This is a genomic window from Candidatus Arsenophonus triatominarum, from assembly GCF_001640365.1.
GTDB classification, from domain to species: Bacteria; Pseudomonadota; Gammaproteobacteria; order Enterobacterales; family Enterobacteriaceae; genus Arsenophonus; species Arsenophonus triatominarum.
In genome coordinates, this window is the sequence record NZ_LWMI01000009.1 from 66,045 (window position 1) to 86,648 (window position 20,604).

General features: G+C 36.9%; 17 protein-coding genes, 1 tRNA gene and 13 pseudogenes. 14 read left to right on the top strand and 17 right to left on the bottom strand.

Features of this window, described 5'->3' with window-relative positions:
• Window positions 1–20 precede the first annotated feature (20 nt).
• The 6 genes and pseudogenes from AYJ55_RS07785 to AYJ55_RS07805 all read right to left on the bottom strand — a co-directional run.
• Window positions 21–953, bottom strand: a pseudogene (locus AYJ55_RS07785) (IS256 family transposase).
• Between the two features lie 60 nt (window positions 954–1,013).
• Window positions 1,014–1,272, bottom strand: a pseudogene (locus AYJ55_RS35715) (IS701 family transposase); the annotation flags it as partial.
• Between the two features lie 26 nt (window positions 1,273–1,298).
• Window positions 1,299–2,120 (bottom strand): IS630 family transposase, encoded by an 822-nt coding sequence (locus AYJ55_RS25380; RefSeq protein ID WP_074167976.1) that lies wholly within the window; start codon window positions 2,118–2,120, stop codon window positions 1,299–1,301.
• 37 nt (window positions 2,121–2,157) lie between these two features.
• A pseudogene (locus tag AYJ55_RS35720) lies at window positions 2,158–2,728 on the bottom strand (transposase); the annotation flags it as partial.
• A gap of 198 nt (window positions 2,729–2,926) precedes the next feature.
• Window positions 2,927–3,994, bottom strand: coding sequence for a porin OmpA (ompA, locus tag AYJ55_RS07800; RefSeq protein ID WP_063655375.1), 1,068 nt, complete (start codon window positions 3,992–3,994; stop codon window positions 2,927–2,929).
• Window positions 3,995–4,437: 443 nt separating this feature from the next.
• Window positions 4,438–4,770 (bottom strand): annotated as a pseudogene (locus AYJ55_RS07805) (SulA-like leucine-rich domain-containing protein); the annotation flags it as partial.
• Window positions 4,771–4,986: 216 nt separating this feature from the next.
• Here AYJ55_RS07805 and AYJ55_RS07810 point away from each other — a divergent pair.
• The 6 genes and pseudogenes from AYJ55_RS07810 to AYJ55_RS25385 all read left to right on the top strand — a co-directional run.
• Entirely contained in the window at window positions 4,987–5,352 is a 366-nt protein-coding gene (locus AYJ55_RS07810) for an IS630 transposase-related protein (RefSeq protein ID WP_063653415.1), read from the top strand.
• On the top strand, window positions 5,349–5,810 hold the full coding sequence (locus AYJ55_RS07815; protein WP_063654041.1) for an IS630 family transposase: 462 nt from the start codon (window positions 5,349–5,351) through the stop codon (window positions 5,808–5,810). Before AYJ55_RS07810 ends, AYJ55_RS07815 begins: the two co-directional genes overlap by 4 nt.
• Before the next feature lie 444 nt (window positions 5,811–6,254).
• Window positions 6,255–6,854, top strand: a complete 600-nt coding sequence (locus AYJ55_RS07820) for a TfoX/Sxy family DNA transformation protein (RefSeq protein WP_063655379.1) — start codon at window positions 6,255–6,257, stop codon at window positions 6,852–6,854.
• 77 nt (window positions 6,855–6,931) lie between these two features.
• A pseudogene (locus tag AYJ55_RS32810) lies at window positions 6,932–7,607 on the top strand (IS256 family transposase); the annotation flags it as partial.
• Window positions 7,608–7,679: 72 nt separating this feature from the next.
• On the top strand, window positions 7,680–8,603 hold the full coding sequence (locus AYJ55_RS07835) for an IS3 family transposase (protein WP_162505395.1): 924 nt from the start codon (window positions 7,680–7,682) through the stop codon (window positions 8,601–8,603).
• Window positions 8,582–9,110, top strand: a pseudogene (locus AYJ55_RS25385) (IS256 family transposase); the annotation flags it as partial. The gene AYJ55_RS07835 and the pseudogene AYJ55_RS25385, both read left to right, overlap by 22 nt.
• Before the next feature lie 31 nt (window positions 9,111–9,141).
• Here AYJ55_RS25385 and AYJ55_RS34475 read toward each other — a convergent pair.
• A pseudogene (locus AYJ55_RS34475) lies at window positions 9,142–9,228 on the bottom strand (IS982 family transposase); the annotation flags it as partial.
• A 121-nt stretch (window positions 9,229–9,349) separates the two neighbouring features.
• Here AYJ55_RS34475 and AYJ55_RS35725 point away from each other — a divergent pair.
• Together AYJ55_RS35725 and AYJ55_RS35730 are read left to right on the top strand one after the other, a co-directional pair.
• Window positions 9,350–9,571, top strand: coding sequence for an FUSC family protein (locus AYJ55_RS35725; RefSeq protein ID WP_425393783.1), 222 nt, complete (start codon window positions 9,350–9,352; stop codon window positions 9,569–9,571).
• A 205-nt stretch (window positions 9,572–9,776) separates the two neighbouring features.
• Window positions 9,777–10,040: a hypothetical protein gene (locus AYJ55_RS35730; RefSeq protein ID WP_063655385.1), complete on the top strand. Its 264-nt coding sequence runs from the start codon at window positions 9,777–9,779 to the stop codon at window positions 10,038–10,040.
• Window positions 10,041–10,140: 100 nt separating this feature from the next.
• Here AYJ55_RS35730 and AYJ55_RS35735 read toward each other — a convergent pair.
• From AYJ55_RS35735 to AYJ55_RS07860, 3 genes and pseudogenes are all read right to left on the bottom strand, one after another.
• Window positions 10,141–10,260, bottom strand: a pseudogene (locus tag AYJ55_RS35735) (IS256 family transposase); the annotation flags it as partial.
• Between the two features lie 20 nt (window positions 10,261–10,280).
• Complete coding sequence (locus AYJ55_RS07855) at window positions 10,281–10,742, bottom strand: IS630 family transposase (RefSeq protein WP_063654041.1); 462 nt, start codon at window positions 10,740–10,742, stop codon at window positions 10,281–10,283.
• Entirely contained in the window at window positions 10,739–11,104 is a 366-nt protein-coding gene (locus AYJ55_RS07860) for an IS630 transposase-related protein (protein ID WP_063655387.1), read from the bottom strand. Before AYJ55_RS07860 ends, AYJ55_RS07855 begins: the two co-directional genes overlap by 4 nt.
• A gap of 339 nt (window positions 11,105–11,443) precedes the next feature.
• On the opposite strand from AYJ55_RS07860, the pseudogene AYJ55_RS07865 reads away from it, so the two are divergent.
• A pseudogene (locus AYJ55_RS07865) lies at window positions 11,444–11,834 on the top strand (CoA-binding protein).
• A gap of 51 nt (window positions 11,835–11,885) precedes the next feature.
• On the opposite strand, the gene hspQ reads toward AYJ55_RS07865, so the two are convergent.
• Window positions 11,886–12,206, bottom strand: a complete 321-nt coding sequence (gene hspQ, locus AYJ55_RS07870; protein WP_180560911.1) for a heat shock protein HspQ — start codon at window positions 12,204–12,206, stop codon at window positions 11,886–11,888.
• A 202-nt stretch (window positions 12,207–12,408) separates the two neighbouring features.
• Here hspQ and yccX point away from each other — a divergent pair, with 202 nt between their 5' ends.
• Window positions 12,409–12,696 carry an acylphosphatase gene (gene yccX, locus AYJ55_RS07875; protein ID WP_032116695.1) on the top strand — a complete coding sequence of 96 codons (288 nt, stop codon included), beginning with the start codon at window positions 12,409–12,411 and terminating at the stop codon, window positions 12,694–12,696.
• 4 nt (window positions 12,697–12,700) lie between these two features.
• Here yccX and tusE read toward each other — a convergent pair whose 3' ends face one another.
• On the bottom strand, window positions 12,701–13,030 hold the full coding sequence (gene tusE, locus AYJ55_RS07880) for a sulfurtransferase TusE (protein WP_032116696.1): 330 nt from the start codon (window positions 13,028–13,030) through the stop codon (window positions 12,701–12,703).
• A 182-nt stretch (window positions 13,031–13,212) separates the two neighbouring features.
• Between tusE and AYJ55_RS07885 the strand changes: the two genes are divergently transcribed.
• The 3 genes and pseudogenes from AYJ55_RS07885 to AYJ55_RS32820 all read left to right on the top strand — a co-directional run.
• Window positions 13,213–13,300: transfer RNA gene (locus AYJ55_RS07885), tRNA-Ser, on the top strand.
• Window positions 13,301–13,585: 285 nt separating this feature from the next.
• Window positions 13,586–14,340: pseudogene (locus tag AYJ55_RS07890) on the top strand (IS701 family transposase); the annotation flags it as partial.
• Window positions 14,341–14,674: 334 nt separating this feature from the next.
• Window positions 14,675–15,062: pseudogene (locus AYJ55_RS32820) on the top strand (transposase); the annotation flags it as partial.
• 17 nt (window positions 15,063–15,079) lie between these two features.
• Here AYJ55_RS32820 and AYJ55_RS07900 read toward each other — a convergent pair.
• Entirely contained in the window at window positions 15,080–15,613 is a 534-nt protein-coding gene (locus tag AYJ55_RS07900) for an IS630 family transposase (RefSeq protein WP_162505291.1), read from the bottom strand.
• Window positions 15,537–15,902: an IS630 transposase-related protein gene (locus tag AYJ55_RS07905; RefSeq protein WP_063653415.1), complete on the bottom strand. Its 366-nt coding sequence runs from the start codon at window positions 15,900–15,902 to the stop codon at window positions 15,537–15,539. The genes AYJ55_RS07900 and AYJ55_RS07905 overlap by 77 nt, the downstream gene beginning before the upstream one ends.
• 40 nt (window positions 15,903–15,942) lie before the next feature.
• Here AYJ55_RS07905 and AYJ55_RS25395 point away from each other — a divergent pair.
• Window positions 15,943–16,741, top strand: a pseudogene (locus AYJ55_RS25395) (IS256 family transposase); the annotation flags it as partial.
• 221 nt (window positions 16,742–16,962) lie between these two features.
• Here AYJ55_RS25395 and AYJ55_RS07915 read toward each other — a convergent pair.
• From AYJ55_RS07915 to AYJ55_RS07925, 3 genes and pseudogenes are all read right to left on the bottom strand, one after another.
• Entirely contained in the window at window positions 16,963–18,099 is a 1,137-nt protein-coding gene (locus AYJ55_RS07915; protein ID WP_162505396.1) for a glycosyltransferase family 4 protein, read from the bottom strand.
• Between the two features lie 140 nt (window positions 18,100–18,239).
• Window positions 18,240–18,703, bottom strand: a pseudogene (locus tag AYJ55_RS07920) (transposase).
• 256 nt (window positions 18,704–18,959) lie between these two features.
• The gene (locus tag AYJ55_RS07925; protein WP_063655397.1) at window positions 18,960–20,480 is read right to left on the bottom strand and encodes a peptide MFS transporter; all 1,521 of its coding nucleotides are present in this window, start codon (window positions 20,478–20,480) and stop codon (window positions 18,960–18,962) included.
• Window positions 20,481–20,604 lie beyond the last annotated feature (124 nt).

Consider the following 20,604-nt stretch of genomic DNA (forward strand, 5'->3'; position numbering starts at 1 on the left):
TAATTCTGTGTCAGGGGATTTTATATTTTGATTATACCATCTAGGCGCCCTTTAAAATAGATGGACAATTGAGCAATGGTTAACGCCCAGTTACTAATCGGCATAGTCCATTTGTTGGATACCTGATTGATGCCAATATAGAGTAATTTTAATAAGCTGTTTTCATTAGGAAAAGCCCCTTTGGTTTTAGTTAATATCCTAAACTACCGATGCCGCCTCTACTGCATTGGTCGTATAAATGGGTTTTCTAATGGCTTTAGGGTATCGAAAATAAGCACTGAGCAACTCCCATTTACTTCGCCAGGATTCTGGCACTATCGGGTATTTTTCACCTCATTTCGTTTCCAGTTCATCAAAGGCAAGCTCAGCAGCCGCTTTAGTATCTGCACGATAAACCGGCTTTAAATCAGCCATAAAGGCTTTTTGGTCTTTACTGGCAATATAACGTAAGCTATTGCGAATTTGATGAACTACGCATAGCTGAACTTCTGTCTGCGGGAAAATACTGGCTATCGCTTCTGGAAACCCTTTTAATCCGTCAACACAAGCGATTAAAATATCTTGTATACCACGGTTATGTAAGTCAGAACGCTCAGCCAATGATGTGCTCCTTCTGTTTCAGACATATAGAGTCCTAACAATTCCTTATGCCCATCGGTGGTTAGTCCAAGTACTGTGTAGATTGCCTTATTGATATAGTGACCATCATGTTTTATCTTGTAATGAATGGCATCGAGCCAGACAAAAGGATAGAGCGCCTCCAGAGGGCGTTGTTGCCAGGCTTTTAATTCAGGGAGTAATTTGTCAGTAATATGCGTAATAGCTCCATCCTGCAGGGCAGCTTCGGTCAGCTGTTTTATGAGTGGTGTGAGTATTCCATCCGTACCGAGTAAATTTTTACCTGATTGTAATTGCTTCAACGCTTCATCAAAATTAAATGATTGATTTCTCATATGTCATACTTCTTTTTTTGAGTTTAAGATATGACACAGATTTTTGAACACTACCCGAGAAATATGATTTCTTTGCGCCCGACTCGTGCGAGCCTGACAGCGTTCAATACCACAATTTTGTTTAATTCTCGATGATAAACTTCAACAGACTAACGGGCATCCATGATAGATTTGACGTATTCATGGGTGGGATTGTCTTTGTTTGTTACTCTGTAATCAATACGGCCGTTTTTGGCTATAAATTGAAAACTGTCACCCAACCATAACCTCGTAAGTGTATTAAGGTTCCTTCTTCTGAGGTGTCTAACTTGTTCAATTGTATATAGCTAGGCGACTTAATTTTGATTACAGCATATGTATTAAAAACAGGTCATCGATAGTGCATCCTGTTTCCATCTTTTTACGTTTAGCTTGAGACCATTTATGTTCTATAGGATTTAAATCTGGTGAATACACAGGCAAATATTCTATCTGGTGTCCTGCGTTTATAATTGCCTGTTCAATATTCTTACCTTTGTGAAAGCTAGCGTTGTCCATAAAAATAACAGAATTTTCAGGAAGTTCTGGGAGCAATATTTTTGTGATCCAAACATAAAAAACATCACGATTAATATTGCAATCAAATAATCCGATAGCAAAAAGGGTTGTTCCCAATAAAGCGCCAATAACATTTGTTCTTCCCTTAGCACCCCAGTTTTTCAGGCCAAAACAACGGTGACCTTTTGGGGAATAGCCGTGAGTTCGTGGAGTGTCATGTGAAAAACCACTTTCATCAATAAAAACAACAGATTTATCTTTTTTTTCATATGTTGTCTTTTTTGCTGATGTGCCAGCCTGTCGCTTTCGTTGGTTTTTGGATGGAATAGAGTTTTTTTTATAGGTTAATCCCAGCTTTTTAAGGGATTGCCAAATAGTCTTTTTACAAACACCGAATCGCTCTGCCCGTTCCTTTTGGTAAGCATCTGGATACTGTTCCACATCTTTTGCTAAAGCATTTTTATCGAGCTTCCTCTTACGTGGCGTTGAATTTTTTGGCTCTGGTCGTTTAAGCCAACGTACTAAAGACGCTTTTCCAATACGGAATTGTTTCGCAGTTTCTCGAATTGTTAAACCTTCGGCTTTCCTTACAGATATTACTTTACGTCGAAAATCAATTGTATAACTCATAACACACCTTGTAATCAAAATTAAGTCGCCTAGCTATATTACGGTTAACAATCCGATTTTTTCTCAGCGTAGTTACCCAAACACAACCATGAGAGCGAATTGATTTCAGATTATCCAGGCTAGAATACCAAGCATCCATCGCTACCGCTTCAGGCTTGATCCCTCTTTTTTTAGCAAGTGCGAGCATTTCGGAAAAATGCGTATTTTTTGTTTTTCCATCGGAATCTTTATCATAAATACGATAATCAATAGGAATTGATTCAACAGTTGTTAGATTTGCCAAAGTAAATTAACTAAACCTATGCCAGCAATAACATCATGTTCATTACTTGAATATTGATAATGGACCATCTCTATTTTTTACTACGTGTTTTGGCAATCAATGTATCATCGGCAATTAGTACGCAAGGGCTTTTTTTGTTTATAGAAGGTTGAATTAATCGCTATAAGTCTTTAGGTCGAAAACATCTACTTTTTAGCCATCGGCTAACAGTGTCATGAGATAAAGGCGATGGGCTTACTTCTGATAACGCCAAACCAGAGTATCTTACACTGCTTACTCGTAAGAATGTTTTGTAGATATCTTTAATGCATGGATAAACTGACAAAATATAAACATCCTAATTTTTTCTTGTTTTGAACTTTATACTTCTTTTTCGGAGATTGCGAAACTCGTGTAGAGTAAAAAATAGGATCTTAAATCTGGATTTTTTAGCCCACCTACCTTGGCAATAAATTTTAAGCAATAAAATAACCCTTTCTTCTAGGGTTATTTTATTTGTAAAGGAATAATTTTTAAACAGATACTAGGGTTGCGGAGTTACTTCTGTAGTACCTTGGATCTCGATTTCAACTCGACGATCTGGTGCTAAGCAATTAATTAATGCAGAGCGAGGTTTTACGTTATTACAAGTACTACCTGTTACTGGATTTTCTTCTCCGCGACCTTGTGAACTAATTGCGTTCGCTGGGATACCTTTAGAAATCAGGTAGCTCATAACTTCATGTGCGCGTTTCTGAGATAAAGGTTTGTTGTAGGATGGTGAACCAATACGGTCAGTATAGCCAAGAACCATCACACGACCTTGAATTGGGTCAAGATTCGTTAGTTCGCTATACAACTTATCAAGTTCAGCTTTACCTGCTGGCCTCAAGGTATGTTCATTGAACTCAAATAAAACGTCAGAACGTAAAGTAAAATGTTTGTTTTCGATTGGTGCTGGAGTTGGTGCTGGAGTTGGTGCTGGTGCTGGTACAATCACAGGCGCTGCGTCTTGATTGAATCGATATGCAACACCAACGCTCAACATCCCATTATCTGGACGAACGGATAGTGAATCTTTATCGCCAATATGACTCACCCATTGATAATCTAAACGAGTTGCCCATTCTGGGGTAAGAGCATATTCAAGCCCTAGCGCATAAACTGGAGAAACACCAGTGTCATGCTCTTTAAAGGAATCTTGACCGGATACGTTTGCTTTTGCATCAGCCCGCCATACCATACCACCGAGACGACCATAAACATCTAATTCGTCTGTCAGTGGATAGCTTAGACGAGCGGTTAATTGAACACCCATCGATTTCAGGCTACCGTTGTTTGGCTGACCAGAATATTTCATTCTGCCAAACCAGTCATAACCTAATTCGAAACCGAGATATTGATTATGTTGGTAACCAATATAGGCACCTGCGCCTAGTTGATCGCGCTTAGTTTTACCACTCCCAACATTTTCATCGTAAGGATGAAAGCCGGTATTTTCAAAGTGTGACCAACCTAATTTAGCACCAGTATACCAGGTATTATCTTTGGGTGCCGCCTGAGCTGCAGTTGCGAAAGCTGCCACTGCTACTGCGATAGCTATCTTTTTCATTTTACGCCTCGTTATCATCCAATATAAGCATCAGCTTCTTGAGCTTTTTTATAAGCCGTATGGTTTAAAATGCTTGTTAAATTATTACGCTCTACTATCTCCGTCTCTACTCTATCTGCCTAAGGAATCATTCAAATAAAAAGTAGAATCAAAGCACTACCTTAACATTGTAAAGTCTACAACGAACTTCAAAAGTTACAAGTAGAGGAAACATTAATCTCATTAACTTTTTAAAAGGCAATCGGTGAATTATAGATATAATTTATAACTATATTGCCATGGTTAAAGAATTAACCAAATGATTTATATTATTTTTTTTTGTTTTTGTCTATTGTGGTTTACAATTCACAAAATAGATTGGGAATAATCCTAATCTAGGCTAGTGATAATAATTAGAATGAATTTTTAGCTGATTAGGATGTCTGCGGGCACAATTTATATTTTCAGGCTGCATAACAAAGCCAATACTGTTTCCTATCTGTGCTGCATGCTCTAAATGTTGTAAACATGATGGTGATAAAGTCGGTAACCAGCCTAAGATAAATACTACAATTGCCGCTAGATAATGCTTTTATCATAGCAATGACGCTCATTTCTGGGCTTAGTGAATTTATTTGTACTGTTTTATTTAATGGTAGCTCTGAATTAATCAACCAACTACGGCTTAATTTTCGGTTAGGATTTAGCCATAATAGCCAACGAGATTCATCGCTAAGCCGGTGTAATAATGATGTCAGAAGTACTTCAACCATAGGATTATTTTCATTATATACCCATTCATTAACTGCGCTGTTTGAATAAACTGGCGCATTTCTATAATTTGGTAATAGTAAATTTTGGACATTACTAGGTTGATACTACTCTGTTTTTATTGGGTAATTCCATGTGTTGGTATTCATATTGACCTCAGCTAATTACTGTTCGCATATACAGCATTTGTATATTCATATAATATATAGCTAGGCGACTTAATTTTGATTACAAGGTGTGTTATGAGTTATACAATTGATTTTCGACGTAAAGTAATATCTGTAAGGAAAGCCGAAGGTTTAACAATTCGAGAAACTGCGAAACAATTCCGTATTGGAAAAGCGTCTTTAGTACGTTGGCTTAAACGACCAGAGCCAAAAAATTCAACGCCACGTAAGAGGAAGCTCGATAAAAATGCTTTAGCAAAAGATGTGGAACAGTATCCAGATGCTTACCAAAAGGAACGGGCAGAGCGATTCGGTGTTTGTAAAAAGACTATTTGGCAATCCCTTAAAAAGCTGGGATTAACCTATAAAAAAAACTCTATTCCATCCAAAAACCAACGAAAGCGACAGGCTGGCACATCAGCAAAAAAGACAACAGTATGAAAAAAAAAGATAAATCTGTTGTTTTTATTGATGAAAGTGGTTTTTCACATGACACTCCACGAACTCACGGCTATTCCCCAAAAGGTCACCGTTGTTTTGGCCTGAAAAACTGGGGTGCTAAGGGAAGAACAAATGTTATTGGCGCTTTATTGGGAACAACCCTTTTTGCTATCGGATTATTTGATTGCAATATTAATCGTGATGTTTTTTATGTTTGGATCACAAAAATATTGCTCCCAGAACTTCCTGAAAATTCTGTTATTTTTATGGACAACGCTAGCTTTCACAAAGGTAAGAATATTGAACAGGCAATTATAAACGCAGGACACCAGATAGAATATTTGCCTGTGTATTCACCAGATTTAAATCCTATAGAACATAAATGGTCTCAAGCTAAACGTAAAAAGATGGAAACAGGATGCACTATCGATGACCTGTTTTTAATACATATGCTGTAATCAAAATTAAGTCGCCTAGCTATATCAAGCCGATTTTACAAAGCGCTTCGCAAAAAATTAACTTTTCTGCTTAATTGAACATTTAATCGTTGCAGTTTGGATAAGATTGCGTATTTTTTATTCTACCTGTTAAGTAGAACATTTTTATTAACTATTAATGATTTAAGTGGATATATGCTACAGTTTATTTATTATAAATATTGAATATAAAGGGTAACTGTTATGTTTTGTAATTGGTAAGATATTTATTTAGCTATATTTAATATTTAAACGATGCTTAAGGTTTTATTCGTCGCCTTTTGTATACGCGGTTTTGCAATGATCTAGGGGGTTTTTAAAATGGGTGAAATAACTTAATAAATTTTCTTACTATTTTAACTGATTAAAATATGGAGAAGTATAAAAATATTAGATTTGTGAGCATTCACATGGAGAGTGGCAATTATGCTTTTATTTGATTCTCGTTTTTCTTGTTTGCAAAGCCTAATGGAAAATTATGGCCATATAAAGAAAAAACCGCATTTTGGGGGTTATTGTATTCTAGTCAATCATGTCATTATTGGGCAGGTATTGGATGGTGAGTTTTATTTGCGAGGTTGTTTATTTGCTGAACTTCAATTTGAAGTGTTTGGATTGCAAAAACTGATTTATACCAAGAAAGGCGTTCCTCTTATATTAAAGTATTTTTTTATCAATGAAATGCTTTGGAATGATAATTTACTTTTATGTTATTACATTGATATCGCTTATAAAGCAGCCGTGGAAGAGTTATCTCAGAAACAGCATTCACATATCAGGATCAAAGACTTACCTAATATGAATGTGTCGATAGAAAGGGCATTAGGTAAAGTAGGAATTAGCGATGTAGACTATTTAAAAATGTTAGGTGCTAAAGTTTGTTATTTAAAATTAAGGCAGAAGAAAGTCAATCGGAGTATTAAATTACTATTTGAATTAGCTGGGGCTATTGAAGGCTATCATATCGCAGTACTTCCTGAGTCAATAAAAATTGAATTAATTACTTGGTACAATAGCCTAACGTAAAGAAATACATCAAGAAAATGGGTAGTGTTCAAAAATCTGTGTCATATCTTAAACTCAAAAAAAAGAGGTATGACAATATGAGAAATCAATCAGTTAATTTTGATGAAGCGTTGAAGCAGTTACAATCAGGTAAAAATTTACTCGGTACGGATGGAATACTCACACCACTCATAAAACAGCTGACCGAAGCTGCCTTGCAGGCAGAAATAGAACACTACCTATCGACAAGGTCAATCGATACGCGTAAAAATGGCTATATTCGAAAAACGGTTAAATCGACATCAGGTCAATTTGAACTGAAAACGCCCAGAGACAGGTCAGGTGCTTTTTAGCCTCAGCTCATTTAAGAAAAATCAGACAAAATTATCAGAGGATATTGATAACAAAATCCTATCGTTATTTGCATTAGGCATGAGTTATCGTGATATTCAAAAACATGTTGCAGAATTATATGGACTGGAAATATCAGATGGAGCTATTACGCATATTACTGATAAATTACTCCCTGAATTAAAAGCCTGGCAACAACACCCTCTGGAGGCGCTCTATCCTTTTGTCTGGCTCGATGCCATTCATTACAAGATAAAACATGATGGTCACTATATCAATAAGGCAATCTACACAGTACTTGGACTAACCACCGATGGGCATAAGGAATTGTTAGGACTCTATATGTCTGAAACAGAAGGAGCACATCATTGGCTGAGCGTTCTGACTGACTTACATAACCGTGGTATACAAGATATTTTAATTGTAGTGGCATACTAAATTTGGCCACCTAAGTTGAGGTGATATGCTTACCTCATAATTTTTATAGGTGCCGAAATGAGTAAAATAATTACTGCTGAATTTAAATGTGAAACCGCCAAATTAGTCCTTGACCAAAATTACACCTACCAGGAAGCCGCGAAAGGCATGAAGGTCAGTCTTTCAGCGATTAGCCGGTGGGATATTGAGCGGACGATAAAACGTAGCCTAGTCAGCGAAGCGTGGAACGTTAGTGGCGGCTCTGCTGGCGCAAGGACTATCGCCACGATGGTTACCAATACACACAACGTGAAACTTGGGCGGTGGTTAGCGGGTAAGTTGATGAAAGAATTAATCATCGTCAGTTGCCAAGAGCGAAAACATAAATACAACCGCGGTGGAAATGAACGTATTGATATTCCAAATCTGCTCAATAGGCAGTTCGCTGTTACAAAGCCTGACCAGGTTTGGTGCGGCGATGTAACCTATATTTGGACAGGCTCACGATGGGCCTATCTGGCTGTGGTATTGGATTTGTTTGCCCGAAAACCGGTGGGCTGGGCAATGTCATTTGCACCAGACTCAGAATTAACCGCCAAAGCACTACAAATGGCTTGGGAACTACGTGGGCATCCCAAACAGGTGATGTTCCATAGTGATCAGGGAAGTCATTATACCAGTCGTCAGTATAGGCAGGCATTGTGGCGTTATCAGATGACCCAAAGTATCAGTCGCAGAGGGAATTGTTGGGATAATAGTCCGATGGAACGATTCTTCCGTAGTCTGAAGACCGAATGGGTGCCAACGACTGGCTACCAAAGCTTTAGTACTGCTCAGTCAGCCATTATTCGCTACATAACCCACTACTATAGCGATATAAGACCTCACTGGTATAACGGTGGATTAACGCCAAACGAATCAGAGCGACTGTTCCGTGAACAGTCAGGTAGGGTGTGGCCAATTTTAGTTGACCACTACAAATCGCTTGTGTTGACGGATTAAAAGGGTTTCCAGAAGCGATAGCCAGTATTTTCCCGCAGACAGTCAGCTATGCGTAGTTCATCAAATTCGCAATAGCTTACGTTATATTGCCAGTAAAGACCAAAAAGCCTTTATGGCTGATTTAAAGCCGGTTTATCGTGCAGATACTAAAGCGGCTGCTGAGCTTACCCTTGATGAACTGGAAACGAATGGGGTGAAAAATACCCGATAGTGCTAGAATCCTGGCGAAGTAAATGGGAGTTGCTCAGTGCTTATTTTCGATACCCTAAAGCCATTAGAAAACCCATTTATACGACCAATGCAGTAGAGGCGGTTCATCGGCAGTTTAGGATATTAACTAAAACCAAAGGGGCTTTTCCTAATGAAAACAGCTTATTAAAATTACTCTATATTGGCATCAATCAGGTATCCAACAAATGGACTATGCCGATTAGTAACTGGGCGTTAACCATTGCTCAATTGTCCATCTATTTTAAAGGGCGCCTAGATGGTATAATTAAAATATAAAATCCCCTGACACAGAATTATGAACACCCTCGTTATTCAGCAAAATTTCATGCATTTTTGGCTCGAAGTCTTTACAAAAATCATCCATCAAGCAATAAAGTTCAGTAAGATTTTCCATCATTGTTTAACAATGCTCTACTCTTTAACCAGATTGTTAGAGTATTTTAACGAAATATGCGCATTCAACTATTTGAATAGCAAGACTTTCACTTTATTTCTTATCCCGAACTCAGGTTATTATTAGTGGCGTTCTTTTCTTTACATTCCGCAATAGTCAATGTGCCCAAGCCACCTTATTTATTACTCTGCTGGTTTTACTTAGTTTTAACTTATTGGGTGAGGGGTTCAAAGTTATGCTTCCCCGAGTAACTAATACAATCATTGGTTGTAGCATTGCTTGGATTGCAGTAAATTATATTTGGCCTGATTGGAAATTTCGACAACTACGCAACAAACATTAAACAGTAATTGCCGTTATCTTGCCGCTATTTTATTTCAATATCATCAAGGTAGAAATAACAGTGTCGATTATCGTATTGCCCGTCGCGATGCCCACATTAATGACGCAGAACTGGTTTCTGTGCTATCTGATATGCTTGCCAGAACTAAAACTAATAATATCTCCCCAGAAAGATTTTTAGATTACTCTGCATTAATCACAGCATGTTGAGTTATATTTCCGCCTTGGGAGCACATCGCGAACAACTTAATAATCAAACTATTTTATCTATTCTTGATAGTACAATCGCCTATATTGAGTCGGCGTTATTGAATAACCAAGCAGTCAAAGAGTTAGACACCCCATTGATTCAACGTTTCCAAACCATACAATTAGGAGAAAATAACAAAGAACAACTCATTGTTGAGCAATTATTATTGATTAACCTGTTGCCAGAAATCACCTCTCTGATTGTTTTTATTAACCAATAAGAGCCAGACTAAAATAGTTATAATTAGTAAATTTTATTAAATATAAAACTGGCCATAAAATCATTTTCTGAGGGTGTTCATAATTCTGTGTCAGGGGATTTTATATTTTGATTATACCATTTAGGCGCCCTTTAAAATAGATGGACAATTGAGCAATGGTTAACGCCCAGTTACTAATCGGCATAGTCCATTTGTTGGATACCTGATTGATGCCAATATAGCTAGGCGACTTAATTTTGATTACAGCATATGTATTAAAAACAGGTCATCGATAGTGCATCCTGTTTCCATCTTTTTACGTTTAGCTTGAGACCATTTATGTTCTATAGGATTTAAATCTGGTGAATACACAGGCAAATATTCTATCTGGTGTCCTGCGTTTATAATTGCCTGTTCAATATTCTTACCTTTGTGAAAGCTAGCGTTGTCCATAAAAATAACAGAATTTTCAGGAAGTTCTGGGAGCAATATTTTTGTGATCCAAACATAAAAAACATCACGATTAATATTGCAATCAAATAATCCGATAGCAAAAAGGGTTGTTCCCAATAAAGCGCCAATAACATTTGTTCTTCCCTTAGCACCCCAGTTTTTCAGGCCAAAACAACGGTGACCTTTTGGGGAATAGCCGTGAGTTCGTGGAGTGTCATGTGAAAAACCACTTTCATCAATAAAAACAACAGATTTATCTTTTTTTTTCATACTGTTGTCTTTTTTGCTGATGTGCCAGCCTGTCGCTTTCGTTGGTTTTTGGATGGAATAGAGTTTTTTTTATAGGTTAATCCCAGCTTTTTAAGGGATTGCCAAATAGTCTTTTTACAAACACCGAATCGCTCTGCCCGTTCCTTTTGGTAAGCATCTGGATACTTTTCCACATCTTTTGCTAAAGCATTTTTATCGAGCTTCCTCTTACGTGGCGTTGAATTTTTTGGCTCTGGTCGTTTAAGCCAACGTACTAAAGACGCTTTTCCAATACGGAATTGTTTCGCAGTTTCTCGAATTGTTAAACCTTCGGCTTTCCTTACAGATATTACTTTACGTCGAAAATCAATTGTATAACTCATAACACACCTTGTAATCAAAATTAAGTCGCCTAGCTATAACTCAACAAATTCGATAAGTGTAGTAGCACTTTATTGCGATTTATATCATAGTTTAGTAATTATTTTTTTAATTATGGAGTTGTTGCAAATGGATGATCAGAAACTGACACGAGTTTCGCACCAATAAAAAAACGCTCTATTTTTAAGTTTAATTCAGCATAATATATAAATAGACAAAATCTTATAAATTAAAAGCAACTTATTGTAATTTAAACAAATTTATACGTTTTAGTAACTTGCAAATTAACCATTGCTTTTAAGCCATCTCTGGAATTTTATATGCCTGTGCGAAACTCGTGACTGACAGATATCTTAGCTAAAGTAAAATTAATAGCATTAGTTGGCGCCAGTGATAAAGCTGACCGCTCAAGTTATAAGGTGATGAAATACCTTATAAATCAAGGATATAATGTGACCCCCGTCAGTCCAAAATTAGCTGGCAAAGAATTACTCGGTCAAAAAGTTTATGCCCATTTAGTTGATATTCTATATCCAATTGATATGGTTGATGTTTTTAGAAATTCAGCCGCTGCCTTTGAAGTTGCCGAACAGGCAATAGAAATCAATGCAAAAGTAATTTGGCTACAATTATTAATGAAGAAGCTAAAAAATAGCTGAGAGAGCAGGATTAGCGGTGGTGATGAACGCTTGCCCTAAAATAGAGATACCTCGCTTAGGCTTAGAGAAATAGATCAAGGAAGATGATAGACTAACCATCTCCATTGATTGTATTTAAAATTAGTTAATTACGTAATTGCGGAGCTCTGAGTTGAGTTTTAATTGATTCCGATAGCTCATCTAACGATGATTGTTCTGGGTGCTCATCAGAAGTTTCATAAGTAATCTGGGCTTCAGCCAGATAAGTGTGAATAGGTTCACCATTATCATCTTCCATAACGACATGGTACCAGGGAGCTGAGCGTAGAGCTGCATTAGCTGCAATATCGTCATCCTGTGGTTTATCCAGAGAGTATTCGGCGTCAACATCGACGATTACTCCAAGATAACCCAGGAGTTTGTGCCTTACTTGTTGCCCAATACTAAATTTACTGGTAGTCATCATAGCTACCTCCTAGAAGCCTTGCATATTCTATAGGTAATGATATGTGGGTAATAATATAAATTTCAAGCAGGTCACTCTGTTACGCTAGTTTCTTAATAACTCTAATCCATGTAGATTAAAAATCTTTATACTATGAGAGTATCTGTTGTTTACACAAAAAACAATATGTTGAAGTTATTATTTATTATAAGAGAGCACTAAAATGCGAAAGATAGGTAGAAATTACTATATATATGGGCGAGTTCAGGGTGTAGGGTTTCGTTATCATACCTTGCATTGGGGGAAAGAACATGGACTATATGGTTATGTTTATAATCGTTATGATGGTAGTGTCAACATAAAAGCTTTCGGTACACTACAGCAAATTCAGCAGCTAGAGGATTGGCTAAAAGCTGGTGGGCCAGTGGGTGCTAAAATTGAATATTATAAAAGTGAAGAGTGCCATGTTGAAAAAGAGGTAGTAGATTTTCATATTCGACACTCGCTGTGATAACTCAAATACATTTTACTGGCTTAGGTAAACCTGCAAGTTTTGTTGCTTGCTTCGCTGGTCCTTTTGGAAAAAGGCGATAAAGATAGCGGCTATTACCAATATCCTCACCATATTTTTTAGCAATTGCCTTTACTAACATACGAATAGACGGCGAGGTATTGAATTCTAGATAAAATTCACGAATGAAGCGAATAATTTCCCAGTGTTGCTCTGTTAATGTAATATTCTCTTGTTTGGCTAGTAGATATACCATGGATTCACACCATTCTTGGCTATTTTTAAGGTAACCATCGGCATCAGTGTTAATTTCACGGCCTTCAAATATAAACATATAATATTTCTAAGCTTAAAAAAATGTATGGTTAATTTAACAAAATTGAACTCTTTACCCAAGTATATTAGTAAAATGCCGATAAATTAAGCGAATAATCACTTAATAGCATAAATATATAGCGATTAAATTATATAAAGCTTTACAACCATCCAAGCTGTGTTTATAGTTCTTGACATTGTGGAGGGGTGGCCGAGCGGCTGAAGGCAGCGGTCTTGAAAACCGCCGATGGGAAACCATCCGAGAGTTCGAATCTCTCCTCCTCCGCCATTTTCGTTTTAGTCGCGTCTTTTAACTACAGACAAATATTTATCAATCCAGCAAATTAGTAAATTTCATTGTGTACAATGGGTTATTGCTATCTTGCTACAATTTATTATATCGAATTGTTCACTGTCATTTTTTATCCCATCGATCTATAAAGCTGTTTGATATGGTTAGTAAGCTCATTTAGTCAAATTGATATTTACAGAAATCAGAATTAAACACGAGTTTCGCAATCTCCAAAAAAGAAGTATAAAGTTCAAAACAAGAAAAAATTAGGATGTTTATATTTTGTCAGTTTATCCATGCATTAAAGATATCTACAAACATTCTTACGAGTAAGCAGTGTAAGATACTCTGGTTTGGCGTTATCAGAAGTAAGCCCATCGCCTTTATCTCATGACACTGTTAGCCGATGGCTAAAAAGTAGATGTTTTCGACCTAAAGACTTATGGCGATTAGTTCAACCTTCTATAGACAAAAAAAGCCCTTGGGTACTAATTGCCGATGATGCATTGATTGCCAAAACACGTAGTAAAAAAATAGAGATGGTCCATTATCAATATTCAGGTAATGAACATGATGTTATTGCTGGCATAGGTTTAGTTATTTTACTTTGGCATAATTTAACAACTGTTGAATCAATTCCTATTGATTATCGTATTTATGATAAAGATTCCGATGGAAAAACAAAAAACACGCACTTTTCCGAAATGCTCGCTCTTGCTAAAAAAAGAGGGATCAAGCCTGAAGCGGTAGCGATGGATGCTTGGTATTCTAGCCTGGATAATCTGAAATCAATTCGATCTCATGGTTGGGTTTGGGTAACTACGCTGAGAAAAAATCGGATTGTTAACCGTAATATACAATTGAACAAGTTAGACATCTCAGAAGAAGAAACCTTAATACACTTACGAGGCTACGGTTGGGTGACTGTTTTCAAATTTACAGCCAAAAACGGCCGTATTGATTACAGAGTAACAAACAAAGACAATCCCACCCGTGAATACGTCAAATCTATCATGGATGCCCGTTGGTCTGTTAAGCATGTTGCTCAATAGTGAAATAAAGTTGCTTAAAATAAAAACAAGTTAGATACATCTAAAAAATACAAAAATAGTTTATTTTTTAATCTTACATAGGTTATCTTTAATGCAAAAATTGATGATTTTATCATCATCGGCTGGTTTTTTTGTAAGTCATAATTAATTTTGCTATTGAGCAACAGGCTTGTTGAAGTTTATCATCGAGAAATTAAACAAAATTGTGGTATTGAACGCTGTCAGGCTTGCACGAGTCGGGCGCAAAGAAATCATATTTTCTCGGGTAGTGTTCAAAAATCTGTGTCATATCTTAAACTCAAAAAAAGAGGTATGACATATGAGAAATCAATCAGTTAATTTTGATGAAGCGTTGAAGCAATTACAATCAGGTAAAATTTTACTCGGTACGGATGGAATACTCACACCACTCATAAAACAGCTGACCGAAGCTGCCCTGCAGGCAGACAAGGTCAATCGATACGCGTAAAAATGGCTATACTCGAAAAACGGTTAAATCGACATCAGGTCAATTTGAACTGAAAACGCCCAGAGACAGGTCAGGTGCTTTTGAGCCTCAGCTCATTAAGAAAAATCAGACAAAATTATCAGAGGATATTGATAACAAAATCCTATCGTTATTTGCATTAGGCATGAGTTATCGTGATATTCAAAAACATGTTGCAGAATTATATGGACTGGAAATATCAGATGGAGCTATTATAGCTAGGCGACTTAATTTTGATTACAGCATATGTATTAAAAACAGGTCATCGATAGTGCATCCTGTTTCCATCTTTTTACGTTTAGCTTGAGACCATTTATGTTCTATAGGATTTAAATCTGGTGAATACACAGGCAAATATTCTATCTGGTGTCCTGCGTTTATAATTGCCTGTTCAATATTCTTACCTTTGTGAAAGCTAGCGTTGTCCATAAAAATAACAGAATTTTCAGGAAGTTCTGGGAGCAATATTTTTGTGATCCAAACATAAAAAACATCACGGTTAATATTGCAATCAAATAATCCGATAGCAAAAAGGGTTGTTCCCAATAAAGCGCCAATAACATTTGTTCTTCCCTTAGCACCCCAGTTTTTCAGGCCAAAACAACGGTGACCTTTTGGGGAATAGCCGTGAGTTCGTGGAGTGTCATGTGAAAAACCACTTTCATCAATAAAAACAACAGATTTATCTTTTTTTTCATACTGTTGTCTTTTTTGCTGATGTGCCAGCCTGTCGCTTTCGTTGGTTTTTGGATGGAATAGAGTTTTTTTTATAGGTTAATCCCAGCTTTTTAAGGGATTGCCAAATAGTCTTTTTACAAACACCGAATCGCTCTGCCCGTTCCTTTTGGTAAGCATCTGGATACTGTTCCACATCTTTTGCTAAAGCATTTTTATCGAGCTTCCTCTTACGTGGCGTTGAATTTTTTGGCTCTGGTCGTTTAAGCCAACGTACTAAAGACGCTTTTCCAATACGGAATTGTTTCGCAGTTTCTCGAATTGTTAAACCTTCGGCTTTCCTTACAGATATTACTTTACGTCGAAAATCAATTGTATAACTCATAACACACCTTGTAATCAAAATTAAGTCGCCTAGCTATACGCATATTACTGACAAATTACTCCCTGAATTAAAAGCCTGGCAACAACGCCCTCTGGAGGCGCTCTATCCTTTTGTCTGGCTCGATGCCATTCATTACAAGATAAAACATGATGGTCACTATATCAATAAGGCAATCTACACAGTACTTGGACTAACCACCGATGGGCATAAGGAATGGTTAGGACTCTATATGTCTGAAACAGAAGGAGCACATCATTGGCTGAGCGTTCTGACTTACATAACCGTGGTATACAAGATATTTTAATCGCTTGTGTTGACGGATTAAAAGGGTTTCCAGAAGCGATAGCCAGTATTTTCCCGCAGACAGAAGTTCAGCTATGCGTAGTTCATCAAATTCGCAATAGCTTACGTTATATTGCCAGTAAAGACCAAAAAGCCTTTATGGCTGATTTTAAGCCGGTTTATCGTGCAGATACTAAAGCGGCTGCTGAGCTTGCCCTTGATGAACTGGAAACGAAATGGGGTGAAAAATACCCAATAGTGCTAGAATCCTGGCGAAGTAAATGGGAGTTGCTCAGTGCTTATTTTCGATACCCTAAAGCCATTAGAAAACCCATTTATACGACCAATGCAGTAGAGGCGGTTCATCGGCAGTTTAGGAAATTAACTATAAAACCAAAGGGGCTTTTCCTAATGAAAACAGCTTATTAAAATTACTCTATATTGGCATCAATCAGGTATCCAACAAATGGACTATGCCGATTAGTAACTGGGCGTTAACCATTGCTCAATTGTCCATCTATTTTAAAGGGCGTCTAGATGGTATAATCAAAATATAAAATCCCCTGACACAGAATTATGAACACCCTCCATTGATTAATACGTAGTTAACTATTTTTACTCAAAATGTTAATGTTATATCATTAATGGATCAAATAATTATAAAAAAAAGAGAACATTAGTAATTTTTGTAGTTATAAGACAAATAGAGTTAGTTGTCAGCATCAGTTGATAAATTAGCTATCAGTACAGAATTTTTATTTAATTTAGATGACTTTAATTAATTATTTGTTCGCTCCTGAGATGGTTTATTATGAGAATTAATATCAGATACTTTGCCAATTTGTAACAGACGGAATAAGCATGACTCGATTGAAAATTTTTGGGTTGCCTGAAGTTGTCCTCGTTGTGCCATTTCTTGATATTTTTTAGGTTGTTGTAGAAAATCATCAATAGCTGCTACCCAATTGTTGATATCAGATGGTGGTAGTAATAGTCCATTGCTTTTATGTTGGATAATATCAGGTAGCCCACCCACATTACTAGCAAAGACGGGCACAGCAAAGAAAAGTGATTCAACTGCTACCATACCAAACGCCTCCTTAGTAGAAGGAATTACGGTTAAAGATGCATATGAATATATGGCAGAAGAAGGAAAAACAATACCGCCTAGGAGTGTTTCAGGTTCTAAATCATAGTCGATAATTTTTTTCTGTAATTTAGCCTTACAAGCGCCATCACCAATAATTAAATAACGAAATGAACGGCCTTGACGCTTTAATTGGGCGAGTGCTGCTAAAATAATATCATGTCCTTTTTCTTCTCTTAGCATACCGACTTGAATTATAATTGGCGCTGTTCCATCGTTTATCCAAGTTAAAATACTATCAGCGACAGGTGTATGATTTTCGGCAACCATTTTAGAAAAATCAAATCCAGGATGAACAACCTTCACCTTTTGTGGCATACAACCAGATTGCAATAATGTTTTCCGCATTGGTTCGCTGGGTACAATGACGTAATCGAATAAGTAATTCATACTGAAGGCTTTTATTTTACCTGACAAATAGGTTTTTTGTCGCAGTACACATGGTCGTTGTTTCTCAGCTAGTGTTTTTACTGCGATGGCAAGGTTATTCGCATCATGGCCACTTTGACAAACGGATAAAATTGTTTGCTGCTGGCGTAGTAGTCTGCGTAGACGTATGATTGACGTAGGATGAGCACTATTAGTAAATGAAACATGATAGATAGGAATGTTGTTTTTTTTTGCTTCATGTACAATTTGGCTGTCAATATGGCAAGCTAAAGTTACGTTAAAGCCTCGACGTATTAGGCCTTTCATTTGTAGTAAAGCTTGAGCTTCTTGGCCACCAAAGTTCATCGAAGATTCGGTATAGATAATGGATGTATTCATAATATACGCTGATAATTAGCCCGTTTGTTAATTGACTTACTATTCAATTAACAAAATAAATAAATGACGTAATATTCTAATTTTTATGTTATTTTGCCAAAAAATTTAGGAGGGTGTTCATAATTCTGTGTCAGGGGATTTTATATTTTGATTATACCATCTAGGCGCCCTTTAAAATAGATGGACAATTGAGCAATGGTTAACGCCCAGTTACTAATCGGCATAGTCCATTTGTTGGATACCTGATTGATGCCAATATAGAGTAATTTTAATAAGCTGTTTTCATTAGGAAAAGCCCCTTTGGTTTTATAGTTAATTTCCTAAACTGCCGATGAACCGCCTCTACTGCATTGGTCGTATAAATGGGTTTTCTAATGGCTTTAGGGTATCGAAAATAAGCACTGAGCAACTCCCATTTACTTCGCCAGGATTCTAGCACTATCGGGTATTTTTCACCCCATTTCGTTTCCAGTTCATAAGTGGGGTTTTCTGCAGTTCCACCGGTATATCCGCTTTCTACCGATTTTACACCAATTACCTCTTTAAATATCGCTTCGGTACACCAAAAACATCCACCACTAATTACTGCATATTCAATTGTCATAGTGATTGCCTTGTAAGCTGTTAAATAGAGTTAGAATTAATTAATGCGATTTATCAAAAAAGATGATAGCTATTTTTGTCATATAAAATGAGTCGTTTGAGCCTAGTTTATTACTGTAATATAGTTTTAGGTTGATAGCTATTTAAGTGGCTAGCTTATGGTTTTGATGCTGAAAATAGTCAACATTTTGATTTTTATTCGTTATTAATAGCTCCCCTTTATTTTTCGATTGAGGGGAAGGAATTTATTATTTAGCCTAAATTGTTTGTTGATCGGCGTTTTGTAGCATTTTTCTGATAGGAATAATTAAGATTGCCAATACCGCAGCGCAAATTATTAAGGCAATAGAAACGTGGGAAAAGAGGGCCGGCATAGACTGTAACTGTTCTTTATTGATATTTCCGCCCATAATTCCTGCAACCAGATTACCTAACGCGCTAGCACAAAACCAAAGCCCCATGACTTGTCCACGCATTTTTTTAGGCGCCAGTAGTGTCATTGTTGCTAGTCCAATTGGACTCAAACATAATTCACCTAAGGTTAATAATAATATACTGCTGATTAACCAAATGGATGAAACATTGACATTATGCATGATAACTATGTTTGCGGCTACCATCATAACGGCAAACCCAGCAGCAGCAAATAAGATACCTATGACAAATTTTGTGGTACTAGTCGGGTTTATATTGCGCTTAGCCATTGTTGGCCATAGCCAACTGAATAGCGGGGCAAGCGTGATGATGAAAAGCGCATTAATTGATTGAAACCAAATAGTTGGAATTTCAAATCCATTAGTAAGATGGCGATCAGTATAGTCACGAGCAAAAATATTAAATGAGGTCGGTTTTTGCTCAAAAGCTGACCAGAAAAATGTCGCTGAAATAAGTAGGATAAGGCAGACTAATAGGCGCATCCGCTCATTTTGATTTAATCCCGCCAGGAAAAACATATAAATAAAATAGAGGCTAACAAAGGTGGCAATGATATAAGCAAAACTTTTGGCTACAATGGTAGCATTAAATGGCACGATATCGGTCGCAATAAGTATCACGATAGCGGCCAATAATACCATTACAAATGTGATCCACTTACCAATGTTTTTACGCTTGACGGTTTGTTGTTCCCAACTAGCATCAATACCTGTTTCTTTACTGTAGCGACGCATTTGAGGGACGGCATAAAATCGGAAGATAAGTAGAGCAACCAGCATACCAATTCCACCAAGGCCAAAGCCGATATGCCAACCATATTTTTCATAAAGTGGTCCAATAATTAACGGGGCAATAAATGAGCCCATGTTAATTCCCATATAGAACAGTGAAAATCCGCCATCACGGCGTATATCATCTTTTCTATACAGAGTACTAACCATAACAGTAACACAGGTTTTAAATAAACCTGTTCCAAGTACAATAAATAATAATCCGATAAAAAATAGGCTATTACCCCAAATTGCAGAAAACGCGATGGAGAGATGGCCTAATGCAATAATTAGTGATCCATACCAAACTGCTTTACGCTGCCCAAGCCAGTTGTCAGCTAACCATCCGCCAGGGAGTGAGGTAATATAAACTCCACCGGCAAAAATACCAACAATAGCTGATGCTTGCTCGATTGTTAACCCCATTCCTCTTTGCAATAAGGTTGCACTCATAAAGAGGATCAACAGTGGCCGTACGCCGTAAAATGAAAAACGTTCCCACATCTCAGTTAAGAAGAGAGAGCTCAGAGGATAGGGATGACCAAAGAAAGTTTTAATTACTGTGCGTTGCATCTAAATATTCCCCACCAATACTCTACCAGTGAAATTATAAAAGTAAAAAATATTAGCCTTAGGTTGTAAAATATTATCTTTTTCAGTCAAATATTGCTGTTAATCCAATATTGTGCAATATTAT

Bases quoted from the DNA above. Each gene is read 5' to 3' on its own strand.
- AYJ55_RS25380 (WP_074167976.1), bottom strand. From the start codon at position 2,120: ATGAGTTATACAATTGATTTTCGACGTAAAGTAATATCTGTAAGGAAA.
- ompA (WP_063655375.1), bottom strand. From the start codon at position 3,994: ATGAAAAAGATAGCTATCGCAGTAGCAGTGGCAGCTTTCGCAACTGCA.
- AYJ55_RS07810 (WP_063653415.1), top strand. From the start codon at position 4,987: ATGAGTTATACAATTGATTTTCGACGTAAAGTAATATCTGTAAGGAAA.
- AYJ55_RS07815 (WP_063654041.1), top strand. From the start codon at position 5,349: ATGAAAAAAAAAGATAAATCTGTTGTTTTTATTGATGAAAGTGGTTTT.
- AYJ55_RS07820 (WP_063655379.1), top strand. From the start codon at position 6,255: ATGCTTTTATTTGATTCTCGTTTTTCTTGTTTGCAAAGCCTAATGGAA.
- AYJ55_RS07835 (WP_162505395.1), top strand. From the start codon at position 7,680: ATGAGTAAAATAATTACTGCTGAATTTAAATGTGAAACCGCCAAATTA.
- AYJ55_RS07855 (WP_063654041.1), bottom strand. From the start codon at position 10,742: ATGAAAAAAAAAGATAAATCTGTTGTTTTTATTGATGAAAGTGGTTTT.
- AYJ55_RS07860 (WP_063655387.1), bottom strand. From the start codon at position 11,104: ATGAGTTATACAATTGATTTTCGACGTAAAGTAATATCTGTAAGGAAA.
- hspQ (WP_180560911.1), bottom strand. From the start codon at position 12,206: ATGATGACTACCAGTAAATTTAGTATTGGGCAACAAGTAAGGCACAAA.
- yccX (WP_032116695.1), top strand. From the start codon at position 12,409: ATGCGAAAGATAGGTAGAAATTACTATATATATGGGCGAGTTCAGGGT.
- tusE (WP_032116696.1), bottom strand. From the start codon at position 13,030: ATGTTTATATTTGAAGGCCGTGAAATTAACACTGATGCCGATGGTTAC.
- AYJ55_RS07905 (WP_063653415.1), bottom strand. From the start codon at position 15,902: ATGAGTTATACAATTGATTTTCGACGTAAAGTAATATCTGTAAGGAAA.
- AYJ55_RS07915 (WP_162505396.1), bottom strand. From the start codon at position 18,099: ATGAATACATCCATTATCTATACCGAATCTTCGATGAACTTTGGTGGC.
- AYJ55_RS07925 (WP_063655397.1), bottom strand. From the start codon at position 20,480: ATGCAACGCACAGTAATTAAAACTTTCTTTGGTCATCCCTATCCTCTG.